Source organism: Nocardia sp. NPDC059177 (assembly GCF_042755165.1).
In the GTDB taxonomy this organism is placed as follows: Bacteria; Actinomycetota; Actinomycetes; order Mycobacteriales; family Mycobacteriaceae; genus Nocardia.
Genome location: NZ_JBHZBX010000026.1, coordinates 34,525 through 55,270, shown reverse-complemented (window position 1 = coordinate 55,270; position 20,746 = coordinate 34,525). Strand labels below are relative to the sequence as shown.

Sequence of the window (20,746 nt, the reverse complement as noted above, 5' to 3'; positions counted from 1 at the left end):
GATATGTTCCCCGCCATGACGACATCGGGGGACTCATCGAATCAGTCGGGCGCACAAGGCGATCTGCCGATTTGGGCGGGCGGCAAGGGCTGGCTGTGGGGCCTCGGTGGCATCGTCGTCGCCTCGGTGGTGTGGGGCGGCGCTGTCCTCGCGTTCGGTGGCACGGGCGGTGTCGCACCGGGCGAGCCGGACCTGCGCGGTTACACCTACTCCGGCGACTACTGCGAGGTCGTCGACACGGCGCCGTTCACCGAGTCCGGCTACAGGATCTCGCGGACCAACGCGTCGGGCCACGGCGAATACCCGGATTTCCAGGGCACCGAGCACGCCGCGGTCGACTCGATGTTCTGCCTTCAGCGGTTCCTCCCGTCCGGCGCGGCCGAGGACGACCACCGGGACGCGCACCTGCACAGCAGCGTCACCATTCACAAGAAGACCGACCCCGGCCCGGAGTTCACCGCAGGATTCGATACCTGGACCGGTACGTACGGTCGGATCGAGGAGATTTCCGGGCTCGGCGATGAGGCGTACATGACCATCGAGCGCAGCGGACCGGACGACCCGTCCCCGGCGGTCACGATCCTCGCCCGCGATGGGTGGGTCGTCGCCAGCTTCACCTGGTCGCAGTACGTTTCCAGATCATCCTCGTCGAAGAGTTCGGCGCAGGTGCTGTCGGAATCGGACATCGTCGATAAGCTGACTCTGTCCGCCGAGTCCACCCTGGCCGCGCTGCGCGACTGAGTCCCGTCTGCTCCATTCGCGGCGCGGCCTCGGTAACCGGGCTATTCGTCCTCCAGAAGTCGAGTGCGCCAGGGGTTCTGGCGTGGTCGGTCAGGCGCTGGGCTCGGGCGCCGTGGCGGGTTCTGGTTGGAGTTCGTCGGTCGCGGGAGGGGGCGCGGTGGCCGCGTCGATCTGCTCGCCGATGTAGCGGATGATCACCGCGACCATCGCGACGACCGGCACCGCGAGGAACGCGCCGGTGATGCCGTAGAGGGAGCCGCCCGCGGTGACCGCGAGCAGCACGATCACCGCGTGCAGTTCCATGCTGCGGCTCTGCAGGACCGGTTGCAGCACATTGCCTTCCAGCTGCTGCACCGCGATCACGACGCCGAGCACGATCAATGCCGTGGTGAATCCGTTGCCGACCAGGGCGACGAGCACGGCCAGCGCGCCGGCGACGAACGCGCCGACCATCGGTACGAAGCCACCGATGAAGGTGATCACCGACAGCACCAGCGCCAGCGGCACGTCGAGGATGAACAGGGCGGCGCCGATGCACACCGAGTCGACCAGGCTGACGATCGCCTGGGTGCGGATGAATCCGCCCAGCGTCGCCCAGACCCGCTCCAGGACGGCTTCGACATGGCGGCCACTGCGGTTGCCGAACATCCGGTGCAGCCAGGGCAGCAGCCGGGGTCCGTCCTTGAGGAAGAAGAACACCAGTACCAGGACCAGAAACAGGGTGATGAGCACCGAGGTCGCGGTACTCACCCCGGAGAACACGCCGTTGGCGATCTGCGCGCCGCTGGACTGCAATCGGTCGACGATCGCGTCGACCGCGGAATCGAGTTGCTCGTCACGTATCCGCAACGGCGGACCCTTGATCCAGTCACGGACCTTGTTGACCCCGGCGGTCGCCTTGTCGGCCAGTTCGGGTGCCTGATCGGCCACCGAGGGCACGATCGAGGCGACGACCCCGGCGACCAGTGCGAGGAACCCGAGCAGGGTGATCGAGGCCGCCAGCGCGGGCCGCACCTTGTGCCTGGTCAGCCAGCGGGTCGGAGGCCACAGGATGGTGGCGACCACCACGGCCAGCGCGACCGGCAGGAGCACCACCCACAGCTTGGCGGCGACCCAGCCGAGCACCCACGCACCGGCCGCGATCGCCACGATGCACAGTGACCACTTGGCCAGCCACAGCAGCCCGGCGCCGATGACCGCGCCACGATCACCTCGCGGCTCGCTGTTCGGTTGCGTCACACTGGGTTCTTTCACCTGCCCGCTCACGCCGTCAGTCTGGCACGTGCCGGGGTCCGGGCGCCGCTTGTGCGCTCGCGGCTGCCTCAGGATCCGCATCGACCCGGCGGGTGGGCGGGTCCCGGCCGTTCCTGTCGGTGGGGATCGGTAGCGTCTGGGACGTGGAAAAAGGGGAACGCATCCAAGAACTCGCAGACCGCGTCGTGGCGTTGCGTGACGCCTACTACCAGGGGGCGCCGCTGGTCGCCGACGCCGAGTTCGACGCGATCGAAGACGAACTGCGCGAACTGATCGACGCGCATCCCGAGCTCACCCCCGACCCGAATCCGCTCGAGCAGGTCGGGGCGCCCGCGGTGTTGCACGCCCCGATCCGGCACGCGCGGCCGATGCTGTCGCTGGAGAAGGCGACCAAGCCCGAGCAGGTCGCGGCGTTCTTCGACCGGTTCCCCGGACAGCCGGTGGTGGTGATGCCGAAGCTGGACGGCTTGTCGCTGTCGCTGGTCTTCGAGGACGGGCGCCTGCTGCGGGCGGTCACCCGGGGCGACGGCACCACCGGCGACGACGTCACCCTGCTGGTCCGCGCGCTGGTCGACGGCGTGCCCGAGCGCATCGAGGTCACGGGGCGGGTGGAGGTGCGCGGTGAAGCGGTCATGCTGCGCTCGACCTTCACCGCCTACAACACCGCACATCCGGACAAGCCCCTGATCAACCCCCGCAATGCCGCGGCGGGCACGTTGCGGGCGAAAGATCCGGCCACCGTCGCGCAGCGCCGGCTGCAGTTCTTCGGCTTCGACCTGGACATGCCAGACGGCGTGGCCGTGGATCTGGGGGAGGGGCTCGAGGCACTCGGTGTGGACGGAGCGCGGATGCGGCTGTGCGCCGACGCCGCCCAGGCGCAGGCCGCGATCGGCGCGATCGAGCAGGGCCGCAACGACCTGGACTACGACATCGACGGCGCCGTCCTGCGCCTGGCCGACCGTGCCGCGTACGCGGCGGCCGGGATCCGGTCGAACTCCCCACGGGGCGCGCTGGCGTACAAGTTCGCCGCCGAGGAGAAGACCACCCTGCTGGCCGACGTGGTCTGGGATGTCGGTAAGACCGGCAAGATCGTGCCCGTCGCCTGGCTGGAGCCGGTGTTCGTCGGCGGCACCACGGTCACCAAGGCGACCCTGGCCAACCAGGAGGTGATCCGGGCCCGCGACATCAAGATCGGTGACACGGTGCTGGTGCGCCGTGCCGGTGACGTGATCCCCTTCGTGGCCGGTGTTCTCGATGCCTCCCGGCGCACCGGGGCCGAGCGGGAGATAGTGCCGCCCACCGCCTGCCCGTCGTGCGCCCAGCCGGTGACCGAGCAGGGCAACAGCCGGGAGTTGTTCTGTACCAATGTCGCCTGCCCCGCGCAGGCGGTGCGCAGGCTCATCCACTGGGCCTCCCGCGCCGCCGCCGACATCGACGCCATCGGCGGCGTCTGGATCGAACGTCTGGCCGAGGCGGGCATTCTGGAGAACCCGTCGGACTTCTACACGCTGACGAAGGAACGCCTGCTGGACTTCGACCGGATCGGTGAGGTCTCCGCCGCGCGCATGATCGACTCGATCGACGCCAGCCGCCAGGTCGGGCTGCGCCGCGCGCTGATCGGCCTGGCGATCCCGATGGCCTCCGACGGCACCGCCGCCCGCCTGGCCAGGGCCGGATTCGGTTCGCTGGAAGAGGTCGCCGACGCCGGCGAGGAACGGCTCGTCGCCGTGGAGGACATCGGCCCGAAGGTCGCCGCCTCCCTGGTCGCGCACCTGCACCGGCTCCGCCCGGAACTGGAACGGCTTCGCGCGGCAGGAGTCTCGCTGGACGTGCGCGAGGAAGACCTGCCGCCGGTCGTCGCCGCGGGCGCGCCCCTGGCCGGCAAGACCGTGGTGATCACCGGTGCGATCAGTGACCCGCGTTCCGGGGAGAAGGTCGCCCGCCCGACCTTCCAGCGGCTGTGCGAGAAGGCGGGTGCCACCACGGCAACCTCGGTCTCGGCCAATACCGATCTGCTCGTCACCGGCGCGGGCGTCGGCGACAGCAAACTGGCCAAGGCAGGCAAGCTCGGCGTCGAGGTCGTCGACCAGGGCGAGATCTGGACTCTGCTGATCACCGCCGGTGTCGTCTGATCGCTGATTGTAGGTATCTCCGACGATTTCTTGGATAATGCGGAGATACTCTGAAACTGCTCAGGACCGGACGTGCTCCGGAGTCGTTTGTGATCTGATCGAGATGTCCCCGAGATGGGGATGTGTCACAGAAATGCAATCGAGGTTGACTGTATGAAATCCAGAACTGCCCGTCCGATCGCCATCGCGGCGCTGGTGCTGACCGCCGGCGCGCTGAGTGCCGGAACGGCATCCGCTGCCGCCCCCGCGCCCGTGTCGGGCTCGGTGGAAGTGTGCCTGCCCGTGCCGCTCGGCCCGCTCGAGCTGAGCCTGTGCCTGTAGTCGGCTAAACGCTGTCCGTCGGTGGTGGCGGAACCGGCCTCATGAGCAGGATTGCGCGGTTCTGCCCCGGATTCGCCTCCACCGAACGGTCTGAGCCGTGGCGCCGAAGCGGCTGCGACGGTCGATCGATCGCCTCGGAGAATCTCGAGTCGGTTCGGTATTCCGTTGCGGCCGATCACAACTGAAGGCGTCGTGACGGGGGTATTTTGGAGGCTTGCCCAGCTGAACTGGGTGGGAAGGATTCACCATGGCCGGCACACGATCCATCGCTCCGTTCTTGACCGCGACAGGCCGTCCGGTATCCACGCCGTTGAAGGATGTACGGACGATCTCCCGCCAGATGGTGGGGCATTTCATCGCGAATGTCGCACCGTGTGCCACGCTGCCCGGCGAGGTTCTCGACGGGGATGTCACCATGGTCACTCGCATGTGCCTGGAGTTGACCATGGGTGTCCTCGACGGCCGCGACCTGCCAGGGCGGCTCGAGCGTATCCAGGCGGCTGCCGCGGGCTGGGCCCGCGAGGGTATCCCGATCGATACCATCCACAATGCCCTGTACGAGGGCTTCAAGCTCAGTTTCGACCTGGTCACCGCGAATCTGAACAGCCAGGACACCGCCGTTGGCGTGGCTCGACGGCTGACCGAGGTGCTGAACACGATCACCTCGGCCGTGTCCGTCGCCTACGTGCGAGAGCTGCGCTCGGTCGTCAGCGAGCATCACACCGCCGTACACACCCTGACCTCGGCGCTGCTCGGTGGTCAGAGCACCTCGACCATGGCCAGGGAATGCGGCATCGAGGTCGCCGATCGCTATCACGTCATCGCCCTCGCGCTGCCGCCGCATCCCGAGGAACTGGATCCGTCGCTCGACGCGAACGTGGTCGCCCGGCGCAAACTGCGGCGCGTGCAGGCCGAACTGGCGAATCGGTGCGTGGGCAAAGTGCTCTCGCTGCTCAGTGTCGACGGCGGCACCTTGCTGCTGCCCACCGCGGAGTTCGGGGAGCGCGACCTCGACGACCTGATCGTCGGATTGTCCAGGGCGGCACAGGTTCCGGTGCGCGCGGTGACGATGTCGGCGGTGCCCACCGATATCCCGCGCGCCGCCGAACAGGTCCACGAACTGGTCGAGATCGTGCATCGGCTGGGAGGCGAGAGCAAGGTCTATCGCCCGCACGAATTGGCCTTCGAGTACCAGTTGACCCGGCAGGGACCGGCCCGCGACTACCTGAGTTCGGTCGTCGATTCCCTGGAAGCGCATCCGGAACTGCTGCACACACTCGAGGTGTACATCGCCTCCAATCTGCGGCGTACCCAGACCGCGCGCGAATTGTTCGTCCATACGAATACGGTCGACTACCGGCTCAAACGCATCGGCCAGCTGACCGGATTCGATCTCAACGACGTCACCGGATTGTGTTATCTGCGCGCGGCGCTGCTGATCCGCGCGCATCGCGGCCTCGGCAAAGGCGAGAACCTCCGCTCCGATCGCGAGACACGTTCTCGCGCAGGCTGATCCAGGGTTCAGGCGCCGGGCGGCTCCGTCCGGTGAGCGGGCGGGACCAGGTAGGCGCGCAGATCGTCGACCTTGGCTTCGATGCGCTCGCTGTTTTCGGCGTCGACACGGAAGATCCAGTGTTTCGCACCCAGGAGCAGAACCGCTTGGAAGACGAGCTGGAACCACTCGCTCTGCCAGTTCTCGAAGGTGCTCGCGAGGAATTCGGGCCAGTACCCCGACCAGTGAAATGGTTGGCCCAGCTGTTGCTGTGTGTTCCTGTACTCGATGAGCTGGGTGACGAACTGCGCTGCCCATGAGCCCAGGAACAGCAGCATCAACAGATAGACAGCTCCCCAGCGACGGATGTGTGCCATGTCCTGGCAATTACCCGGTAAATGTATGCGGACACAGCTTCGGCGGCGGCTGTTTGCGTTCCCGGCGCCCGGGTAGGCGGTGAATGGGTCCCCAGGACGGCCCACGGTCGGGACTCGACCGAGCGATACGTCTGGAAGGAACACCATGGGAATCGCAGACAAGGCGAGGAACAAGGCCGACGAGCTGGCCGGCAAGGCGAAGGAAGCCGCCGGCAAGGCCACCGACGACCGCGATCTCGAGAACGAAGGCCGCGGCGAGCAGGCGAAGTCGAACTTGAAGGACGCCGGCGAGAAGGTCAAGGACGCATTCCGCGACTGACCGCGCACCCGTGCCGTGGGGCATCCACCGATGCCCCACGGCACGACAGCCGATCGGGGTGATGCCGTGAGCGACAGCCTGGGCAACGACGGACGAACCGGACGCCGGGCGATGCGTTACGCGGCGACGATCATCGCGCTGGCGGCACTCGCCTGCGCGCTCGCCACGGTGTGGGCCGCCCAGCGCGACGTGTGCGCGGCCGCGCAGAGCCGCTTCTGCGACACCCCGGCCAAGACCGCGGTGCTCGCCGTCCCCGGCGCGATTCTGCTGCTCGGCGGCCTCGTTGCCTTCGTGCAGACCTATCGGGTGTGGCGGCGCGGTGGTGCCTGGGTGATCTGGCAGGGCGCCGGCTGGTTCCTGTTCGTTTTCATGACTGTCTATCTCGGCATCGGTGCCACGATGACGGCCGGGTGAGATGCTGTTGTGAGCAGGTCCGGGACACCGCGCAGAGGAGGCAGCGGGTGGGCGGGAAACAGCACTGTCTGACGGTCGGCGTCGAGGAGGAATTCCTGCTGACCGACCCTGTAACGGGGGCACCGGCGCCGAAGAACGCCGAGGTCGCCGCGAGTGCGAAACGGGCCGGGATCGATCTGCAGCTGGAGCTGACCCGATGTCAGGTCGAGACCAGCAGCCGTGTGCACTCCGTCATCGGTGAGCTGCTCGACGAACTGCGCACGACACGGCGCCGGGTGGCGGACTGCGCGGCCGGCCACGATGCCGGGCTGCTGGCGGTGGCTGTCCCGCCGACGGTGCCCGAGCAATTTCCGGTCACCGAGACCCCGCGGTACCAGCGGATCGCGCACACCTTCGGGATGATCGCCCACGAGCAGGGCCTGTGCGGCTGTCACGTGCATGTCGGCGTGCCCGACCGCGAAACCGCGGTACTCGTCGGGAACTACGTCCGGCCCTGGTTGCCGGTGTTGCTGGCCACGACGGCGAACTCGGCGATCTACCGCGGCAGCGAGACCGGCTACGCGAGCTGGCGCAGCATCCTGTGGCGGCGCTGGCCCAGCGCGGGACCACCGCCGTATCTTCCCGCACTGGCCGACTACGAGGCGATCGTGGCGATGATGCGGGCCAGCGGCGCGATCCTGGACAACAAGATGGTCTATTGGGACATCCGCCCGTCGGAGTCGTTTCCGACGGTCGAGGTCCGCGTCAGCGACGTTCCGGCCACGGCCGAGGAATCGGCGTTGCTGGCGGCGCTGATCAGGGGAATCGTCACCATGGGACTGCGCTCGATCGCTGCGGGCGAGCCGCCGGCGATGGTGTCGGGCGAGATGTTGCGCGCCGCGTACTGGAATGCCGCGCGTTTCGGGCTCGACGGGAACGGGCTCGATCTGGTGGCCTGTCGCGTGGTGCCGCATCACGACCTGCTGACCCAGCTGATCCGGTCCGTCGAGCCGGCGCTGGCCGAGTCCGAGGACCTCGAGTTCGTCACCCGGGCGGTCGCCGCGCTGAGCGGGCGCGGCAACGGTGCGCGCAGACAGGTTGCCGCGCTGCGCGCTCGCGGCGACATCGGCGACGTGGTCGCGGAACTGGCCGGGGCGACACTCGAAGGATGCGGCTGATTGATCCGGCCGATTCGGGGCATCTCGACAGCAGTGGGGGTCCGCCCGCGAAAGGAGTGTCGCGATGCAGCCGATCCGATCCAGCGCCGACACGAGGGTCCGTCCCCTCGAACTCACCCAACCGCCCCCGGTGCCCGAACCCGCCCCGCCCGGCCCCGCACCCGATCCTCGGCCACCCGACCCCGGCGATCCGGTACCGACCCCGCCCGAGCCGCGGCCGGGTGATCCGGTGCCACCCGGCCCGGTGCCCCGGCCCGGTGATCCGGTGCCACCGCCACCAGGTCCTGCGCCACCGCCGCCCCGGCCGGGCGATCCCGGGCCGGAGCCGCCGACGCCTCCGCCGCTGCTCCCCGATCCCATGGCGTCGACGTGAACGGTCCCAGCCCTCGGACCGCGAACGCCCCGACATGACGCGGACGGCACCGGGTTCGAGGGAGATCGTCGCCAACGATCAGCGATCGCGCCTCGCGGCGGACGCGGCCTGACCGACACGGTTCGGGTGGCGCACAGGGTTGCCGGGGCCGACCGCGCGGGATACCCTCGAACCAGTCAGTGTACAAATGTTCACTCAATATGGTGGCGGGGTGGCGACGATGAGGTTGCAGACATCGGTGGGCGCGTGGGTCGACATGGCCGTGGACGACTGGCAGGCGGTCGGTGAGCTGGCCCGCGAGGTCCAGGCCGCGGTGCTCGTTCACCAGCGCCAGATGTGGCGCGCTGCCGCGGCGACGGCGGCCCGTGACCTGGTGTGGGAGGGCTGCTCGATGGCCTATGACATCGCCGACCTCGCCGACGCCGCCCGCCGCGCGCGCTCGGACCGGCTCCGTGCGGACGCGCGCCGCCGCTCGGCCGAATCCGGGCGCGTGCGATAACGGTGGCCCTCGGAGGGCGTCACCGGCGAGGTGGGGGAGTCAGCCGCAGCAGCTCGCCCCCGAGGCGACCGCCTTCTGCTTGGCCTCGGTGCCGCAGCACGCGCCCTCGGCGGCGGCTTCCTCGGCGGTGCCGCAGCACGCGCTGGTCGCCGCGGCGTCGGTGAGCCCGGGTTCGGGTGCGGTGCCGAAGGTTTCGCTGTCGGCCAGCACCGTGTAGACCTCCCAGCGCTCGGCGTCGGGTGCGGTCACCCACACCTTGTCCTGGGTGGCGAAGCAACAGGTGGTCGCGATCTGCTCCTCGGTGAACAGGCCGGCCGCGGAGAGCCGGGCGATCTCGCCGTGGACGTGCTCGGAGGAGTCGACCTCGACGCCGAGGTGGTTGACACTGCCGCCCTGGCCGGGGTTCTCCAGCAGCACGAGCTTCAGCGGCGGCTCGGTGATGGCGAAATTGGCGTAGCCGGGCTTGCGTTTGGCGGGTTCGGTGGCGAACAGGGTCGAGTAGAACTGCACGGCCTTGTCCAGGTCGTCGACATTGAGGGCCAGCTGGATGCGGGACATGATCGAACCTCCATTTGTGAGACATATATCGAAGAACTGCTGTGGTCGAGTGTGCTCACCTTTTCGACATATGTCAATACCGCGCGTAGAGTCGATGTCATGCCCAAGGCGCTTCCTGTGATCGATATGTCCGCTCCGGTCTGCTGCGCTCCGGTCGCCGCAGGCCCGGTCGACGACGCCGCCGCGCTGGAGGTGGCGCTGCGGCTCAAGGCGATCGCCGACCCGGTCCGGGTGAAGCTGTTGTCGCTGCTGCTGACCGATCCGCTCGGTGAGCAGAACGGCGGTGATCTCGCCGCCGCGGTCGGCTTGAGCGAGTCCACCGTGTCGCATCACCTCGGTCAGCTGCGCAAAGCCGGTCTGGTGGCATCGGAACGGCGCGGGATGAACACCTTTCACCGCGCCCGTCGTGACGCGCTCTCGGCGTTGTGTGTGGTGCTGGACCCGAACTGCTGCAGCTGATCCGGCAATGCCAGAGCCCCGCCGGTATCGCTGATCGATACGGCGGGGCTCTCGTCCGTCCGGGTCGTCATCGCGCGTCTACCGCGCGCCGTGCCTGCTGCGCGGCGACCATCCGCCCCTGGGGGTGATCGAGCGAGGAGGGGTCGGGCGGGCGATGACGCGCTGGGTCCGGGTCGGGAAGGTGCTGTGCTGCTTTCGCATGTTGACCGCCTAGTGTGTAGTACTCCGTATGTAGTGATTACAAACATAGTACTACGAACGGAGTGGTGTCAAGGGGCGGGTTCGCGTCAGCGGATGCGCTGGTGACGCAGGTAGACGACGCGATTGCTGAGAATGCGGGATTCGACGAGTTCCAGCTCGAGTCCCCGGGGCAGTGGCGGGAAGTACGGGGTGCCCGCGCCGAGGACCACCGGGTAGACGAACTGGCGGTACTCGTCGACGAGGTCTTCGGCGATGGCGGCGGCGGCCAGGGTGGCTCCGCCGAGTGCGATCGCACCCTCGCCGGGACCGGTGCGCAGACGGGCGATCTCGGTGGCGATGTCGTCGGTGGCCAGCCGGGCGGCGCCCTCGACCGCGGTGAGAGTGCTGGAGAAGACCACCTTGGGAATCGGCCGCCAGATCCGGGCGAATTCCATGTCGTCCTCGTCGAACTCGCCCGGTTCGGCGGTCTCCCACACGAGCATGATCTCGTACAGTTTGCGCCCACACAGATGCACGGCGACCTCGCGGGTCTGTGCGTTGTGGACGCGCTTTATCGTCGAGTCGGGCGTTCCCCAGCTGATGTCGTCGTCCGGTCCGGTGATGAATCCGTCCAGCGACACGCTCATCGAATAGATCACGGGCAACATCGGATCCTCCTCGGCGACGGAGCAGTACGTTGCGGCAGGTCGACGGTATCGAAGAACCCGATGTGCCACAACAAGACCGAGCCGCGATTATCGGCGATATCGCGGTGCCGTCCGAGTGTCGACCACCGGGAAACCGGTTTTCCGGTGGATCGGCGCCGTATAGTGCAAAAATGCGCAGCGCCGCAACAGAATCGACAATTTCCGATGCCGGACGGAATTCCCGCGACATCGGCTGTGGCTCATGACTTCCCCGGACGCACCCGCCGCCGAGACCGAATCCGAACGTGCCACGCAACGGCGCGCCGAACGATCCGCGGCCGCCCGGCGCGGCGGCTTCGGCTTCGGCGCGGCGATCGGCGCGGTCGTGCTGATGTGGTTGTCGCTCACCCCGTCACTGCTGCCGCGCGGGCCCCTGTTCCAAGGCCTGGTCTCCGGTGCGGCGGCGGCGGTCGGCTACGGGCTCGGCGTCGCCGTCACCGCGCTGATCGGGTGGCTGCTGCAGCGACCGGCCGGCTCGCCCCCGCGGATACTGCGCTGGGCGGTCGGCGTCATCGGCTGCCTCGGCACCGTCGGGGTGCTGTTCTGGTACGCGGACTGGCAGAACGAGTTGCGCGGGCTGATGGGTGTGCCGGATCTCGCCTGGCATGCCTACCCGATCCTGGTGCTGATCGCCGCGATCGTCTTCCTGGTGCTGCTCGTGGTGGCGCGCGGGTGCCGTGCGGCGACGCGCGGGGTCGGCAGGCTGTTCGGGCGGATCCTGCCACCACGGGTGGCCGCCCTGCTGGCCGGGATCGTGGTGGCCGCGGTCGCGATCGCCGCACTCAACGGTGTGGTCGCCGAGGCGGCCATGACGGTGCTCAACGGCACGTTCAAAGCCGTCAACCAGGAGATCTCCGACGACACACCGGAACCCGGGATACCCGAGCGCTCCGGTGGTCCCGGATCGCTGGTGAGCTGGGAGTCGCTCGGCAGGCAGGGCCGGATCTTCGTCGCGAACGGGCCGACCGCCGAGGAACTGACCGCGTTCAGCGGCAGGCAGGCCATGACCCCGATTCGCGCCTACACCGGCCTCGACTCCGCCGAGAACGTCCGGGCCGAAGCCGATCTCGCGGTCGCCGAACTGCGGCGGGCCGGCGGCTTCGAGCGCGCGGTGCTCGGGGTGGCGACCACGACCGGCACCGGCTGGATCAACGAGTCGACCGCCTCGGCGGTGGAGTACCTGGCCAACGGCGACAGCGCGCTGGTGAGCATGCAGTACTCCTATCTGCCGAGCTGGTTGTCGTTCCTCGTCGACCAGGAACGCGCCCGCCAGGCCGGGCAGGCACTGTTCGAGGCCGTGCACGCGGTGTGGGACACCCTGCCCGCGGACCAGCGGCCGAAACTGGTGGTCTTCGGCGAAAGCCTCGGCTCCTTCGGTGGCGAGGCCGCGTTCTCCAGCGTCCAGGACATGGCGGCCCGCACCGACGGCGTGTTGTTCGTCGGCCCCACCGCCACCAATCCGGTCTGGCGTGACGCCACCGCGCGCCGCGACCCCGGCTCACCGCAGTGGCTGCCGATCTACCGCGACGGGCACACCGCCCGATTCGTCGCCGACGCCCGCGATCTCGCCCGCCCCGACGCGCCGTGGCCGCCGCCCCGGGTGGTGTATCTCCAGCACGCCTCCGACCCGATCACCTGGTGGACGCCGCAACTGCTGTTCCAGAAACCCGACTGGCTCAGCGAACCACGCGGACCCGATGTGCTGCCCAGTACCCGCTGGATCCCCGTGGTGACATTCCTGCAGGTCTCGGCCGACATGGCCGTGTCCACCGACGTCCCCGACGGCCACGGTCACACCTTCCACGCCGACATCGCCAACGCCTGGTCGGCGATCCTGTCACCCGAGGGCTGGACCGAGGCCGACACCGCGCGGCTGCGCGCCGTCTTGCAGAACGAGGACTGATCACCCGCCGCGAGCGGCTATCTTGAGCCGATGTGCGCGCCGGAGATCGTTCGACACGTCCGCGACAGCGCGCCGCGGCCGAGCCGCCGGGCCCTGTTCGGGCTCGCGGGGCTGGCCGCGGCCGCCGCGGTGGTGCCCGCGCCCGCGGTGGCCACGCCCCGCGCGGGTGGCGTCGTGGACCTCACCCACACACTGACCCCGCAATTGCCGGTCTGGCCGGGTAATCCGCCGATCGCCACGGTGCCGGTCGCCTGGCACGCCGCCGGTGGTTTCGGTCAGCTGGCCCTCGGCTACTGGGAACACACCGGCACGCACCTCGACGCGCCCGCGCATCGCATCGAGGGTGCCGCCACGACCGAGACGCTGGCTGTCGCGGATCTGGTCGCGCCGCTGGTCGTCCTCGACATCAGCGCCAAGGCCGCCGTCGACGCCGACGCGGTGGTGACCGTCGCCGACATCGACAACTGGCGCGCACAGCACGGCGAGATCCCCGAACGTGCCTTCGTCGCCCTGCATTCGGGCTGGGAGCGCCACCTCGCGGAGCCGTCGGCGTTCCTGAATCTGGATGCGCAGGGACGCCCGCACGCACCGGGATTCTCGGGAGAGGCCACCGAATACCTGGTGGCACAGTGCGGCATCGTCGGCGCGGGTGTCGACACATTGAGCCTGGACTGCGGCGCCGACCCCGACTACGGCGCGCACACCACCCTGCTCGGCGCGGGCCGCTACGGCGTGGAGATGCTGGCCAACCTCGCGGCGGTGCCGCCGGCCGGTGCGACAGTGGTCGTCGGCGCGCCCACGCACGCGGGCGGGACCGGCGGACCCTGCCGGGTACTCGCCCTCACCTGATCGAGAGCTGGTGCGCGAAGACGTTTCCCGGATCCCATGTCGCCTTGACGCGTTGGAGTCGCGGATAGTTCTCGCCGTAGTAGAAGGCGTGCCACGGCAGACCCGAGGTGTTCCAGGCGGGGTCGGCGAGATCGGGGTCCGGGTAGTTGATGTAACTGCCGCCGTAGTTCTCGTTCGGCACGGGCACGCCGCCGGTGCCGGCATGGACGTCGCGATATATCTCGCGCGCCCACCGCAGGTAGCGGTCGTCGTCGCCGGGCAGTCGCCAGGCGGCGTGGATCAGCATCTTCATGAACGAATCGCGCGCGGGCATGGCCGTCGCGTCGGCGGTCACGGCATTGATCGCGCCACCGAACGGCAGGAACTCGAGCTGGGATTCGCCGAGGAAGGCCGGATCGGTGAGGTAGCGGTAGAAGACGCGGAGCTGGTCGGGGGAGTAGGCCCGGCGCAGGTAGGCGGCCTTCACCTTCACCCGCGTGGTGTTCACGCCCTTCGCGTAGTACACCCGGTTCACCGTGTCCGGATAGGACAGCTGATCGACCGGCAGCAGCAACGGTCCCGGCTGCACACCCTCGGTCACCGTGGCGACGAATTCGTCGAATCGCGCGCGGGCGCCGGGGGTGTCACCGTCGAGCAGGATCAGCAGCTCGGCCGTGCCGGTGCCGGTCGTGCAGAACATCAGGGGCGCGTAGAGCCCCGCGAAGTCGTCGCCGGGTGCGCGGTGCCGGTCGAAGAAGCCGAGATAGTTGCCCAGGAACCGGACGAACGAATCCTCGGTCGTGATCGGCAGGATCAGTCGCGCGCTGAGCATGCTGCCCGGCGCTCGCGGTAGGGCGCGCGCGGGATCGGTGCCGTCGGAATCCGGTGAGCGGAGCAGGAAACGCGTCACCACACCGAAATTGCCGCCACCGCCGCCGGTGTGCGCCCACCACAGGTCGTGCTCGGGCCCGTCCTTCGTGGCGAGCACCAGCTTCGCGGCGCCGTCGGCGTCGACGGTGACGACCTCCACCCCGGCCAGATGATCGGCGACCAGCCCGAAGCGCCGCGACAACGGGCCGTATCCACCACCGGTCACATGCCCGCCCATCCCGACGCCGAGACAGATCCCGCCCGGCACCGTGACGCCCCAGCGGTGCAGTGCCTGGTAGACCGTGCCGAGATCCGCGCCCGCGTCGACCGAGAAGGCGCGGTGCTGCTCGTCCCAGCGCACCGCGTTCAGCTTGCTCAGGTCGATGAGCGATCGGGTGCGTGCGTTGTCGACGAAATCGTCGAAGCAGTGTCCACCCGAACGGACGGCGAGCGTGGAGTTCTCTGCGACAGCCCTGGCGACCGCGTCCCGGACCTCCTCGGCATTCGCCGGCACGAAGATCCGGTCCGGGCGGGCCAGGAACCGGCGGTTGTAGCCGCGCAGGCTCAGCGGCAGATAGTCGAGATCGGTCGCGCCGAGTACCTGCCCCTCGGCGCGCGCGAGGGGCAGGCCGAGCGTGGCGAGCGCACCGCCGGCCAAAGTGAACAAGTGTCGACGAGACAGCGCCATCGGGGTCCTTCTACGAACTGAAGCTGATCGGGACAGTAGCCGAACACCGAGGATGTCGCCGGAGAAGGACGAGCCCACCGAATTGCAGTTTCTGAAAAATTGCAGTTTGTGCTAATTTCGTGGTGTGACCCCGGAGCCGGGCGCCGCGGCCTCGATCGGACTGCGTGCGCAGAAGAAACAGCGCACCTTGCTGGACCTGTGTCTGGCCGCCCGGCGGCTGGCGGTGGAGCACGGGCTCGACGCGACCAATGTCGACGACATCGCCCACGCGGTGGGCGTGTCCCCGCGCACGTTCTTCAACTACTACGAGACCAAGCTCGACGCGATCGTCGGGCCGATCGGTGAGATCGGGACCCCGGACGCCCGGCGCGAATTCGTCGCGGGCGGGCCGACCGGCGTCCTCGTGGAGGACCTCGTCTGGCTGCACGCCGCCGGCTTCGAGCCGGAAGACGAAGTGCGCGAAGGTATCTCGCTGGTCACCCGGCTCATCATGGCCGAGCCGCGGGTACTGGCCGCGTTCGTCGCCTCCGGTGCGCGCATGGAAGCGGCGACCGGTGAACTTCTCGCCGCGCGCCTCGGCGGCCCGGTCGAACCCGAATTCGCCTCGATCACCGCGGGCATCATGACCACCATCACCACGCGGGCAGCGATGTCGCTGGCCGGCGACCCCGACGGGTCACTAGCCGCAGCGCTGCACGAGCACTGCGCCATGGCCGCCCGGCTCTTCGACCGGCCGGACGACAGCACAAGGGAGAAGCTCCGATGACCACGACCGATGCCGCCCCGCCGGCCCCGATCGTCCTGACCCAGAAACGGATCTGGCTGATCTTCTCGGCGCTGATCGCCGGGATGTTCCTGGCCAGTCTCGACCAGATGATCGTCGGCACCGCGATGCCGACGATCGTGGGCGACCTCGGCGGGGTCTCGCACATGGCCTGGACCGCCACCTCGTACCTGCTGGCCACCACCATCGTCATGCCGATCTACGGCAAGCTCGGCGACATGTTCGGCCGCCGCTGGCTGTTCCTGTTCGCGATCACGGTGTTCACCGCGGCCTCGGTCGGTGCCGCGGCCGCGAGCGGATTCTGGGAGTTCATCGCCTTCCGCGGCTTGCAGGGCGTGGGCGGCGGCGGCCTGATGATCCTGGCCCAGGCCATCATCGCCGATATCGTGCCGGCCAAGGACCGGGGCAAATACATGGCGCCGATGGGCGCGGTCTTCGGCATCACCTCGGTGGCCGGGCCGCTGCTGGGCGGGTTGTTCGCCGACCATCTCGACTGGCGCTGGTGCTTCTGGATCAATGTGCCGGTCGGCATCGCCGCGCTGGTCATCGCCTACCGCTATCTGAGCATCCCCAGCCACCGGCCCAAGACCCGGCCCGACTACCTGGGCATCGTGCTCATGTCGACCGCGACGACGCTGCTGATCCTGATCACCGACTGGGGTGGCAAGCAGTACGAGTGGGGATCGACGGTGATGGTGTCGATGATCGCCGCGCTGGTCGTGGTGGTCGCGGCGTTCGTGTTCGTCGAGTCGCGGGCCGAGGAACCGATGCTGCCGCTGTGGCTGTTCCGCAACCGCACCTTCGTGCTGACCTCGCTGATCGGTTTCGTGCTCGGTGTGGTGATGTTCGCCGCGATCGGCTTCATCCCGACCTACCTGCAGATGGCGACCGGCACCTCCGCCTCGGTCTCGGGTCTGCTGCTGATCCCGATGATGATCGGCATGATGCTGACCTTGATCAGTTCGATGGCGGTGATCACCAAAACCGGCCGCTACCGGATCTATCCGCCGATCGGCGCCGCCCTGATCGGGCTGGACATGCTGTGGCTGACCACCCTCGCCGCCGACACCTCGATGTGGGTGGTCTCGGCCATGCTGTTCGTGATGGGCGCCGGAATGGGCCTGATCATGCAGATCGTGGTGCTGGTCGTGCAGAACGCGGTGTCGGCCGACCAGATCGGCACGGCGACCAGCGCCAACAACTACTTCCGCGAGATGGGTGGCGCGCTGGGTGTCGCGATCTTCGGCTCGATCTTCACCAGCAGGCTGACCGAGAACCTGACCGGCGCGTTCCAGGCGAACTGGCAGGAGGCGGTGGCGGCGAAACTCGATCCGAGCACGCTCATCCCGTCGGTGGTCAAGAATCTGCCCGACACCCTGCACGACGCGATCGTCGGCGCCTACGTCGACGCGCTGGTGCCCGGGTTCTGGTACCTGATCCCCGGTGCGGTGCTGGCCTTCGGTCTCGCGCTGTTCATCCCGCACCTGACGCTGTCGGACGAGGCGGGCATGGTGGCGCGCGGTGAAGCGGTGATGGCCGAGGAGAAGCCGGACCTGGTCAAGGAGGGCTGAGGCGGCTGCAACCCGGACCATGGTCGGTGTTCTGTGGCCGATCATCGGATCACCCTGTGTGGCGCACAGGGTGATCCGGGGAAATCAGTTGGCTGGTTTCTGGTGGGTGGTGGGGGTGTGGACGATGTCGTAATAGACCGTTTTGTCGGCGGGGTCGGGGTAGACGCGGTAGGTGAATTCCTGGTCGGTCAGGGTGACGATATCGACATCGCGGCGGTATTGTTCTTCGCCCGCGTCGTTCATCGCGATGAGGGTTCGGGTTTTCCCGTCGGGGGACACCGACCACTCGCCCTGCATTTTCGGGGAATCCTCGAGGTCGTACATGGTGAAGGTGCCGTCGGGTTCGAAATAGGCATAGCCGACAAAATTCTCGACATTGTCGTTGTCGAGGGCGACTTCGGTGCCGCTCGCGTCCTCGGCCGAGGTGGTCTCCCACGGGGTGGACGACAAGGTCGCCGCCGGTGTGCCGGGTTCCACCGAGGTCATGCCCGCGGAGGTCGTGGCCGTCGCGGAACCGCTGGTGGTGGCACCCATGGTGGTGGTCGCGGCCGTCATGGGTGTCGTTGACGTCGCGTCGGAATCGGAGGAGTCGTCGTCACCGCACGCGCCGACGAGCGCGGCGGCGGCAACGGCGATGATCACGGGCGCAATCTTCTTTGTCAGTTTTCGCTGCTCCGTCATGGCGGACAGTTTAGCCGCGCCATTGTTCAATCCAGGCAGAATTCATTGCCCTCGGGATCGGTCAGCACGAGGAATCCCAGGCTCAGTGGCGGTTCGGGATCGAAGCGCCGAACTCGTGTCGCGCCGAGCGCGACCAGACGGTCACATTCGGCTTCGAGCGCGGCCATGCGTTCTTTGCCCTGTAACCCCGGTGCCGCCCGGATATCGAGATGGACACGATTCTTGGCGACTTTGTCCTCCGGCACCTGCTGAAAGAACACTCGCGGCCCAGCACCGGCGGGATCCTCGATCGCGGATTTCGTATTACGCAATTCCGGCGGCACCCCGGCCCGCGCGAGGAATTCGTCCCACGCGTCGAGCGGATCGGTTCCCGCCGGCACCTCGACTCCCGGCGGCGCCGGGTGCACATAGCCCAGCGCCTCCCGCCAGAAGCTCGACAGTGCCTTCGGATCGTGGGCATCGAAGGTGATCTGGACCTGACGGCTCATGATCGCCACCCTAATCCGTGATTGGGCGGCGGTGCACGGGGTACGCGCACGGGAGTAGCGACGGCTGGGTAGTCGCCCGGTGAGCCGACGATGAGGAGGCGGTGTGCGAGCGGATCAGCACGAGACCGCCCCTCGGCGGTGGGATGTCGGGTTCCGGGTGCCCGCCGAACTCGACCAGCTCACCATGGCGCACGCACTCGCCGAGGCGGTGCTGCTGGTGGGTGGTTTCGCGCTCGACGAGGCCACCGACCTGCTGCTGGCGCTCGACGAGCTGGTCACCGCGCTGATCCTGGAGGCGGTGCCGGATTCGGCCGTCGAATGCGCGTTCACCGGTGCCGACGGTGCCCTGGGCGCCCGCGTCACGACCGTGGCCCGCCACCCGCACTCGATCGACGAGAACACCTTCGGCTGGCACGTGGCCGCGACCCTGACCGACGCGCTGCGCATCGACTACGCCGCCTTCGATCCGGTCCGCCGGGGCTACCCGACGACGGTGGAATTCGGCTGGATCCGGCGCTTCGGTGGCCCCGCCGCTTCCGGCCGATACGCGTAGCGTCGGCCTGAGCGGGTACTCGAAGAAGATCCGAACAATGTCCGGAAGCGAGGCACCGGCAGATGACAGGGGAAACCAGCACAGTCGCTCCACCGCAGGCCAGGCGATCGCATTCGCGTGGCGACAGCTACGACAACATCGAACCCTGGTTCGAGAAACTGCGCTCGCTCCCACCGGGCGTACCGCAGCACGACCTGCGTGCCGAGGTCATCGGGCGGTGTCTACCGCTGGCCGACCACATCGCGCGCAAGTTCGCCGGTCGCGGCGAACAATTCGACGATCTGGAACAGACCGCCCGGGTGGGCCTGGTGCTCGCGGTGGACCGCTACGACGTGCAGCGCGGCTCGTCGTTCCTGTCCTTCGCCATCCCGACGATCATGGGCGAGGTACGCAGGCACTTCCGTGATCGGACCTGGGCGGTGCGCGTCCCGCGCAGGCTCAAGGAACTGCAATTGCGGATCGGGCCGGCCACCGAGGACCTGTCGCAGCGGTTGGGCCGGGTGCCCACCGCGGGCGAACTCGCCGAGGAACTCGCGGTCGACCTGGTCGAGGTCACCCGCACGCTGGTCGCCGCCAACGGCTACCAGACCAACTCCATCGACGACATCACCCACGACGGCCGCGACAACGCCACCCAGCCGATCACCGACACCCTCGGTGCGGACGAGCCGTGCTATCAGCTGACCGAGGACGCGATGACGGTGCGTCCGCTGCTCGCGGCGCTACCGCGCGCCGAGCAGCGGGTCCTGATCATGCGCTTCTACGAGGGCAAGACCCAGAGCGAGATCGCCGAGGAACTCGGTGTCTCGCAGATGCAGGTCTCGCGCATCCTGTCGCGGACCCTGCGCTCCCTGCGCGAACAGGCACTCGCCGAGCGCTGACCTGCTGTTTCCGGAGACTGGAACCGGGTAGGCGCACTGGCAGAGGACCCCATCGGCAGACCAAGGAGGTGCCCGATCATGGCGCAGCGAACGGAGCCGACATGAGCATCCGGGCGCGCGGTCCGCGCGCACCGATCGCGGCCGGGCTGGTCACCCTGGCCGGGGCGACACTGATCGCCTGCGGTACCAGCACCGACCCGATCGGGCCGACGTTGCCGAGCACCGCCGAGTCACCGCAGATCAGCGCCGGGGCCGCCACCCAGCTCTGCGACATGATGCGGGCCGAGATCGGCAACTGGCAGCAGCAGGGGACCACCGTGGCCCGCGTGTCCTTCAACGGCACCGTGCACAACTGGGCTTTGCGCAACGGCGCGGTCAACGCGGCGATCACCCGTAACCGGGAGGTCATCGACACGGTGACCACCGAGAACTGCCCGGATGTGCGCGATCAGGCCATCGCCGCCTTCGGCACCGACGATCTGGCCTCCGCCCTGGCCGGATTCTGAGCTCGGTAGG

The 20,746-nt window shown here is 68.4% G+C and carries 23 protein-coding genes; 16 read left to right on the top strand and 7 right to left on the bottom strand.

Annotated features, from left to right (window positions below):
- Positions 1–15 precede the first annotated feature (15 nt).
- A complete protein-coding gene (locus tag ACFXK0_RS25850; RefSeq protein WP_379413441.1) occupies positions 16–741 on the top strand; it encodes a hypothetical protein in 726 nt (241 codons plus the stop codon).
- 90 nt (positions 742–831) lie between these two features.
- On the opposite strand, the gene ACFXK0_RS25845 is transcribed toward ACFXK0_RS25850, so the two are convergent.
- Positions 832–1,980 (bottom strand): AI-2E family transporter, encoded by a 1,149-nt coding sequence (locus tag ACFXK0_RS25845; protein ID WP_379413440.1) that lies wholly within the window; start codon positions 1,978–1,980, stop codon positions 832–834.
- A 158-nt stretch (positions 1,981–2,138) separates the two neighbouring features.
- Here ACFXK0_RS25845 and ligA point away from each other — a divergent pair, with 158 nt between their 5' ends.
- From ligA to ACFXK0_RS25830, 3 genes are all read left to right on the top strand, one after another.
- Positions 2,139–4,127: an NAD-dependent DNA ligase LigA gene (ligA, locus tag ACFXK0_RS25840; protein ID WP_379413439.1), complete on the top strand. Its 1,989-nt coding sequence runs from the start codon at positions 2,139–2,141 to the stop codon at positions 4,125–4,127.
- Positions 4,128–4,280: 153 nt separating this feature from the next.
- The gene (locus ACFXK0_RS25835; protein WP_379413438.1) at positions 4,281–4,448 is read left to right on the top strand and encodes a hypothetical protein; all 168 of its coding nucleotides are present in this window, start codon (positions 4,281–4,283) and stop codon (positions 4,446–4,448) included.
- 247 nt (positions 4,449–4,695) lie between these two features.
- Positions 4,696–5,961 (top strand): PucR family transcriptional regulator, encoded by a 1,266-nt coding sequence (locus ACFXK0_RS25830; protein ID WP_379413437.1) that lies wholly within the window; start codon positions 4,696–4,698, stop codon positions 5,959–5,961.
- Positions 5,962–5,969: 8 nt separating this feature from the next.
- Here ACFXK0_RS25830 and ACFXK0_RS25825 read toward each other — a convergent pair whose 3' ends face one another.
- Complete coding sequence (locus ACFXK0_RS25825; protein WP_379413436.1) at positions 5,970–6,317, bottom strand: hypothetical protein; 348 nt, start codon at positions 6,315–6,317, stop codon at positions 5,970–5,972.
- Between the two features lie 145 nt (positions 6,318–6,462).
- On the opposite strand from ACFXK0_RS25825, the gene ACFXK0_RS25820 reads away from it, so the two are divergent.
- The 4 genes from ACFXK0_RS25820 (at position 6,463) to ACFXK0_RS25805 (ending at position 9,079) form a co-directional block, all read left to right on the top strand.
- The gene (locus tag ACFXK0_RS25820; protein WP_379413435.1) at positions 6,463–6,636 is read left to right on the top strand and encodes a CsbD family protein; all 174 of its coding nucleotides are present in this window, start codon (positions 6,463–6,465) and stop codon (positions 6,634–6,636) included.
- Between the two features lie 66 nt (positions 6,637–6,702).
- Positions 6,703–7,050: a hypothetical protein gene (locus ACFXK0_RS25815; protein ID WP_379413434.1), complete on the top strand. Its 348-nt coding sequence runs from the start codon at positions 6,703–6,705 to the stop codon at positions 7,048–7,050.
- A gap of 47 nt (positions 7,051–7,097) precedes the next feature.
- Positions 7,098–8,207 (top strand): glutamate--cysteine ligase, encoded by a 1,110-nt coding sequence (locus tag ACFXK0_RS25810; protein ID WP_379413433.1) that lies wholly within the window; start codon positions 7,098–7,100, stop codon positions 8,205–8,207.
- A gap of 593 nt (positions 8,208–8,800) precedes the next feature.
- Positions 8,801–9,079 (top strand): hypothetical protein, encoded by a 279-nt coding sequence (locus ACFXK0_RS25805; RefSeq protein ID WP_379413432.1) that lies wholly within the window; start codon positions 8,801–8,803, stop codon positions 9,077–9,079.
- A gap of 39 nt (positions 9,080–9,118) precedes the next feature.
- On the opposite strand, the gene ACFXK0_RS25800 is transcribed toward ACFXK0_RS25805, so the two are convergent.
- Positions 9,119–9,637 carry an ArsI/CadI family heavy metal resistance metalloenzyme gene (locus ACFXK0_RS25800; protein ID WP_379413431.1) on the bottom strand — a complete coding sequence of 173 codons (519 nt, stop codon included), beginning with the start codon at positions 9,635–9,637 and terminating at the stop codon, positions 9,119–9,121.
- 99 nt (positions 9,638–9,736) lie between these two features.
- On the opposite strand from ACFXK0_RS25800, the gene ACFXK0_RS25795 reads away from it, so the two are divergent.
- Positions 9,737–10,096: an Rv2640c family ArsR-like transcriptional regulator gene (locus ACFXK0_RS25795; RefSeq protein WP_379413430.1), complete on the top strand. Its 360-nt coding sequence runs from the start codon at positions 9,737–9,739 to the stop codon at positions 10,094–10,096.
- Between the two features lie 287 nt (positions 10,097–10,383).
- Here ACFXK0_RS25795 and ACFXK0_RS25790 read toward each other — a convergent pair whose 3' ends face one another.
- On the bottom strand, positions 10,384–10,944 hold the full coding sequence (locus ACFXK0_RS25790; RefSeq protein WP_379413429.1) for a dihydrofolate reductase family protein: 561 nt from the start codon (positions 10,942–10,944) through the stop codon (positions 10,384–10,386).
- A 241-nt stretch (positions 10,945–11,185) separates the two neighbouring features.
- Between ACFXK0_RS25790 and ACFXK0_RS25785 the strand changes: the two genes are divergently transcribed.
- Positions 11,186–12,886: an alpha/beta hydrolase gene (locus tag ACFXK0_RS25785; protein ID WP_379413428.1), complete on the top strand. Its 1,701-nt coding sequence runs from the start codon at positions 11,186–11,188 to the stop codon at positions 12,884–12,886.
- A gap of 30 nt (positions 12,887–12,916) precedes the next feature.
- Positions 12,917–13,735, top strand: coding sequence for a cyclase family protein (locus ACFXK0_RS25780; protein ID WP_379413427.1), 819 nt, complete (start codon positions 12,917–12,919; stop codon positions 13,733–13,735).
- On the opposite strand, the gene ACFXK0_RS25775 is transcribed toward ACFXK0_RS25780, so the two are convergent.
- The gene (locus ACFXK0_RS25775; RefSeq protein WP_379413426.1) at positions 13,728–15,272 is read right to left on the bottom strand and encodes an FAD-binding oxidoreductase; all 1,545 of its coding nucleotides are present in this window, start codon (positions 15,270–15,272) and stop codon (positions 13,728–13,730) included. The two genes, ACFXK0_RS25780 and ACFXK0_RS25775, sit on opposite strands and share 8 nt — an antisense overlap.
- 124 nt (positions 15,273–15,396) lie before the next feature.
- On the opposite strand from ACFXK0_RS25775, the gene ACFXK0_RS25770 reads away from it, so the two are divergent.
- A complete protein-coding gene (locus tag ACFXK0_RS25770; RefSeq protein WP_379413425.1) occupies positions 15,397–16,038 on the top strand; it encodes a TetR/AcrR family transcriptional regulator in 642 nt (213 codons plus the stop codon).
- Complete coding sequence (locus tag ACFXK0_RS25765) at positions 16,035–17,627, top strand: MDR family MFS transporter (RefSeq protein ID WP_379413424.1); 1,593 nt, start codon at positions 16,035–16,037, stop codon at positions 17,625–17,627. The genes ACFXK0_RS25770 and ACFXK0_RS25765 overlap by 4 nt, the downstream gene beginning before the upstream one ends.
- Positions 17,628–17,711: 84 nt before the next feature.
- Here ACFXK0_RS25765 and ACFXK0_RS25760 read toward each other — a convergent pair whose 3' ends face one another.
- A complete protein-coding gene (locus ACFXK0_RS25760; RefSeq protein WP_379413423.1) occupies positions 17,712–18,308 on the bottom strand; it encodes a DUF4822 domain-containing protein in 597 nt (198 codons plus the stop codon).
- 26 nt (positions 18,309–18,334) lie between these two features.
- Entirely contained in the window at positions 18,335–18,796 is a 462-nt protein-coding gene (locus tag ACFXK0_RS25755; protein ID WP_379413422.1) for a VOC family protein, read from the bottom strand.
- A 103-nt stretch (positions 18,797–18,899) separates the two neighbouring features.
- Between ACFXK0_RS25755 and ACFXK0_RS25750 the strand changes: the two genes are divergently transcribed.
- From ACFXK0_RS25750 to ACFXK0_RS25740, 3 genes are all read left to right on the top strand, one after another.
- Positions 18,900–19,349 carry an anti-sigma factor gene (locus tag ACFXK0_RS25750; protein ID WP_379413421.1) on the top strand — a complete coding sequence of 150 codons (450 nt, stop codon included), beginning with the start codon at positions 18,900–18,902 and terminating at the stop codon, positions 19,347–19,349.
- Between the two features lie 62 nt (positions 19,350–19,411).
- Positions 19,412–20,230 carry an RNA polymerase sigma factor SigF gene (locus tag ACFXK0_RS25745; RefSeq protein WP_379413420.1) on the top strand — a complete coding sequence of 273 codons (819 nt, stop codon included), beginning with the start codon at positions 19,412–19,414 and terminating at the stop codon, positions 20,228–20,230.
- Between the two features lie 101 nt (positions 20,231–20,331).
- The gene (locus tag ACFXK0_RS25740) at positions 20,332–20,736 is read left to right on the top strand and encodes a hypothetical protein (RefSeq protein ID WP_379413419.1); all 405 of its coding nucleotides are present in this window, start codon (positions 20,332–20,334) and stop codon (positions 20,734–20,736) included.
- Positions 20,737–20,746: the final 10 nt, after the last annotated feature.

Excerpts from the sequence above, each read along its gene's own strand:
- ACFXK0_RS25805 (WP_379413432.1), top strand. The coding sequence starts at position 8,801 with ATGAGGTTGCAGACATCGGTGGGCGCGTGGGTCGACATGGCCGTGGAC.
- ACFXK0_RS25760 (WP_379413423.1), bottom strand. The coding sequence starts at position 18,308 with ATGACGGAGCAGCGAAAACTGACAAAGAAGATTGCGCCCGTGATCATC.
- ACFXK0_RS25850 (WP_379413441.1), top strand. The coding sequence starts at position 16 with ATGACGACATCGGGGGACTCATCGAATCAGTCGGGCGCACAAGGCGAT.
- ACFXK0_RS25755 (WP_379413422.1), bottom strand. The coding sequence starts at position 18,796 with ATGAGCCGTCAGGTCCAGATCACCTTCGATGCCCACGATCCGAAGGCA.
- ACFXK0_RS25800 (WP_379413431.1), bottom strand. The coding sequence starts at position 9,637 with ATGTCCCGCATCCAGCTGGCCCTCAATGTCGACGACCTGGACAAGGCC.
- ACFXK0_RS25830 (WP_379413437.1), top strand. The coding sequence starts at position 4,696 with ATGGCCGGCACACGATCCATCGCTCCGTTCTTGACCGCGACAGGCCGT.
- ACFXK0_RS25795 (WP_379413430.1), top strand. The coding sequence starts at position 9,737 with ATGCCCAAGGCGCTTCCTGTGATCGATATGTCCGCTCCGGTCTGCTGC.
- ACFXK0_RS25820 (WP_379413435.1), top strand. The coding sequence starts at position 6,463 with ATGGGAATCGCAGACAAGGCGAGGAACAAGGCCGACGAGCTGGCCGGC.
- ACFXK0_RS25790 (WP_379413429.1), bottom strand. The coding sequence starts at position 10,944 with ATGTTGCCCGTGATCTATTCGATGAGCGTGTCGCTGGACGGATTCATC.
- ACFXK0_RS25785 (WP_379413428.1), top strand. The coding sequence starts at position 11,186 with ATGACTTCCCCGGACGCACCCGCCGCCGAGACCGAATCCGAACGTGCC.
- ACFXK0_RS25740 (WP_379413419.1), top strand. The coding sequence starts at position 20,332 with ATGAGCATCCGGGCGCGCGGTCCGCGCGCACCGATCGCGGCCGGGCTG.
- ACFXK0_RS25745 (WP_379413420.1), top strand. The coding sequence starts at position 19,412 with ATGACAGGGGAAACCAGCACAGTCGCTCCACCGCAGGCCAGGCGATCG.
- ACFXK0_RS25765 (WP_379413424.1), top strand. The coding sequence starts at position 16,035 with ATGACCACGACCGATGCCGCCCCGCCGGCCCCGATCGTCCTGACCCAG.
- ACFXK0_RS25825 (WP_379413436.1), bottom strand. The coding sequence starts at position 6,317 with ATGGCACACATCCGTCGCTGGGGAGCTGTCTATCTGTTGATGCTGCTG.
- ACFXK0_RS25835 (WP_379413438.1), top strand. The coding sequence starts at position 4,281 with ATGAAATCCAGAACTGCCCGTCCGATCGCCATCGCGGCGCTGGTGCTG.
- ACFXK0_RS25775 (WP_379413426.1), bottom strand. The coding sequence starts at position 15,272 with ATGGCGCTGTCTCGTCGACACTTGTTCACTTTGGCCGGCGGTGCGCTC.
- ACFXK0_RS25780 (WP_379413427.1), top strand. The coding sequence starts at position 12,917 with ATGTGCGCGCCGGAGATCGTTCGACACGTCCGCGACAGCGCGCCGCGG.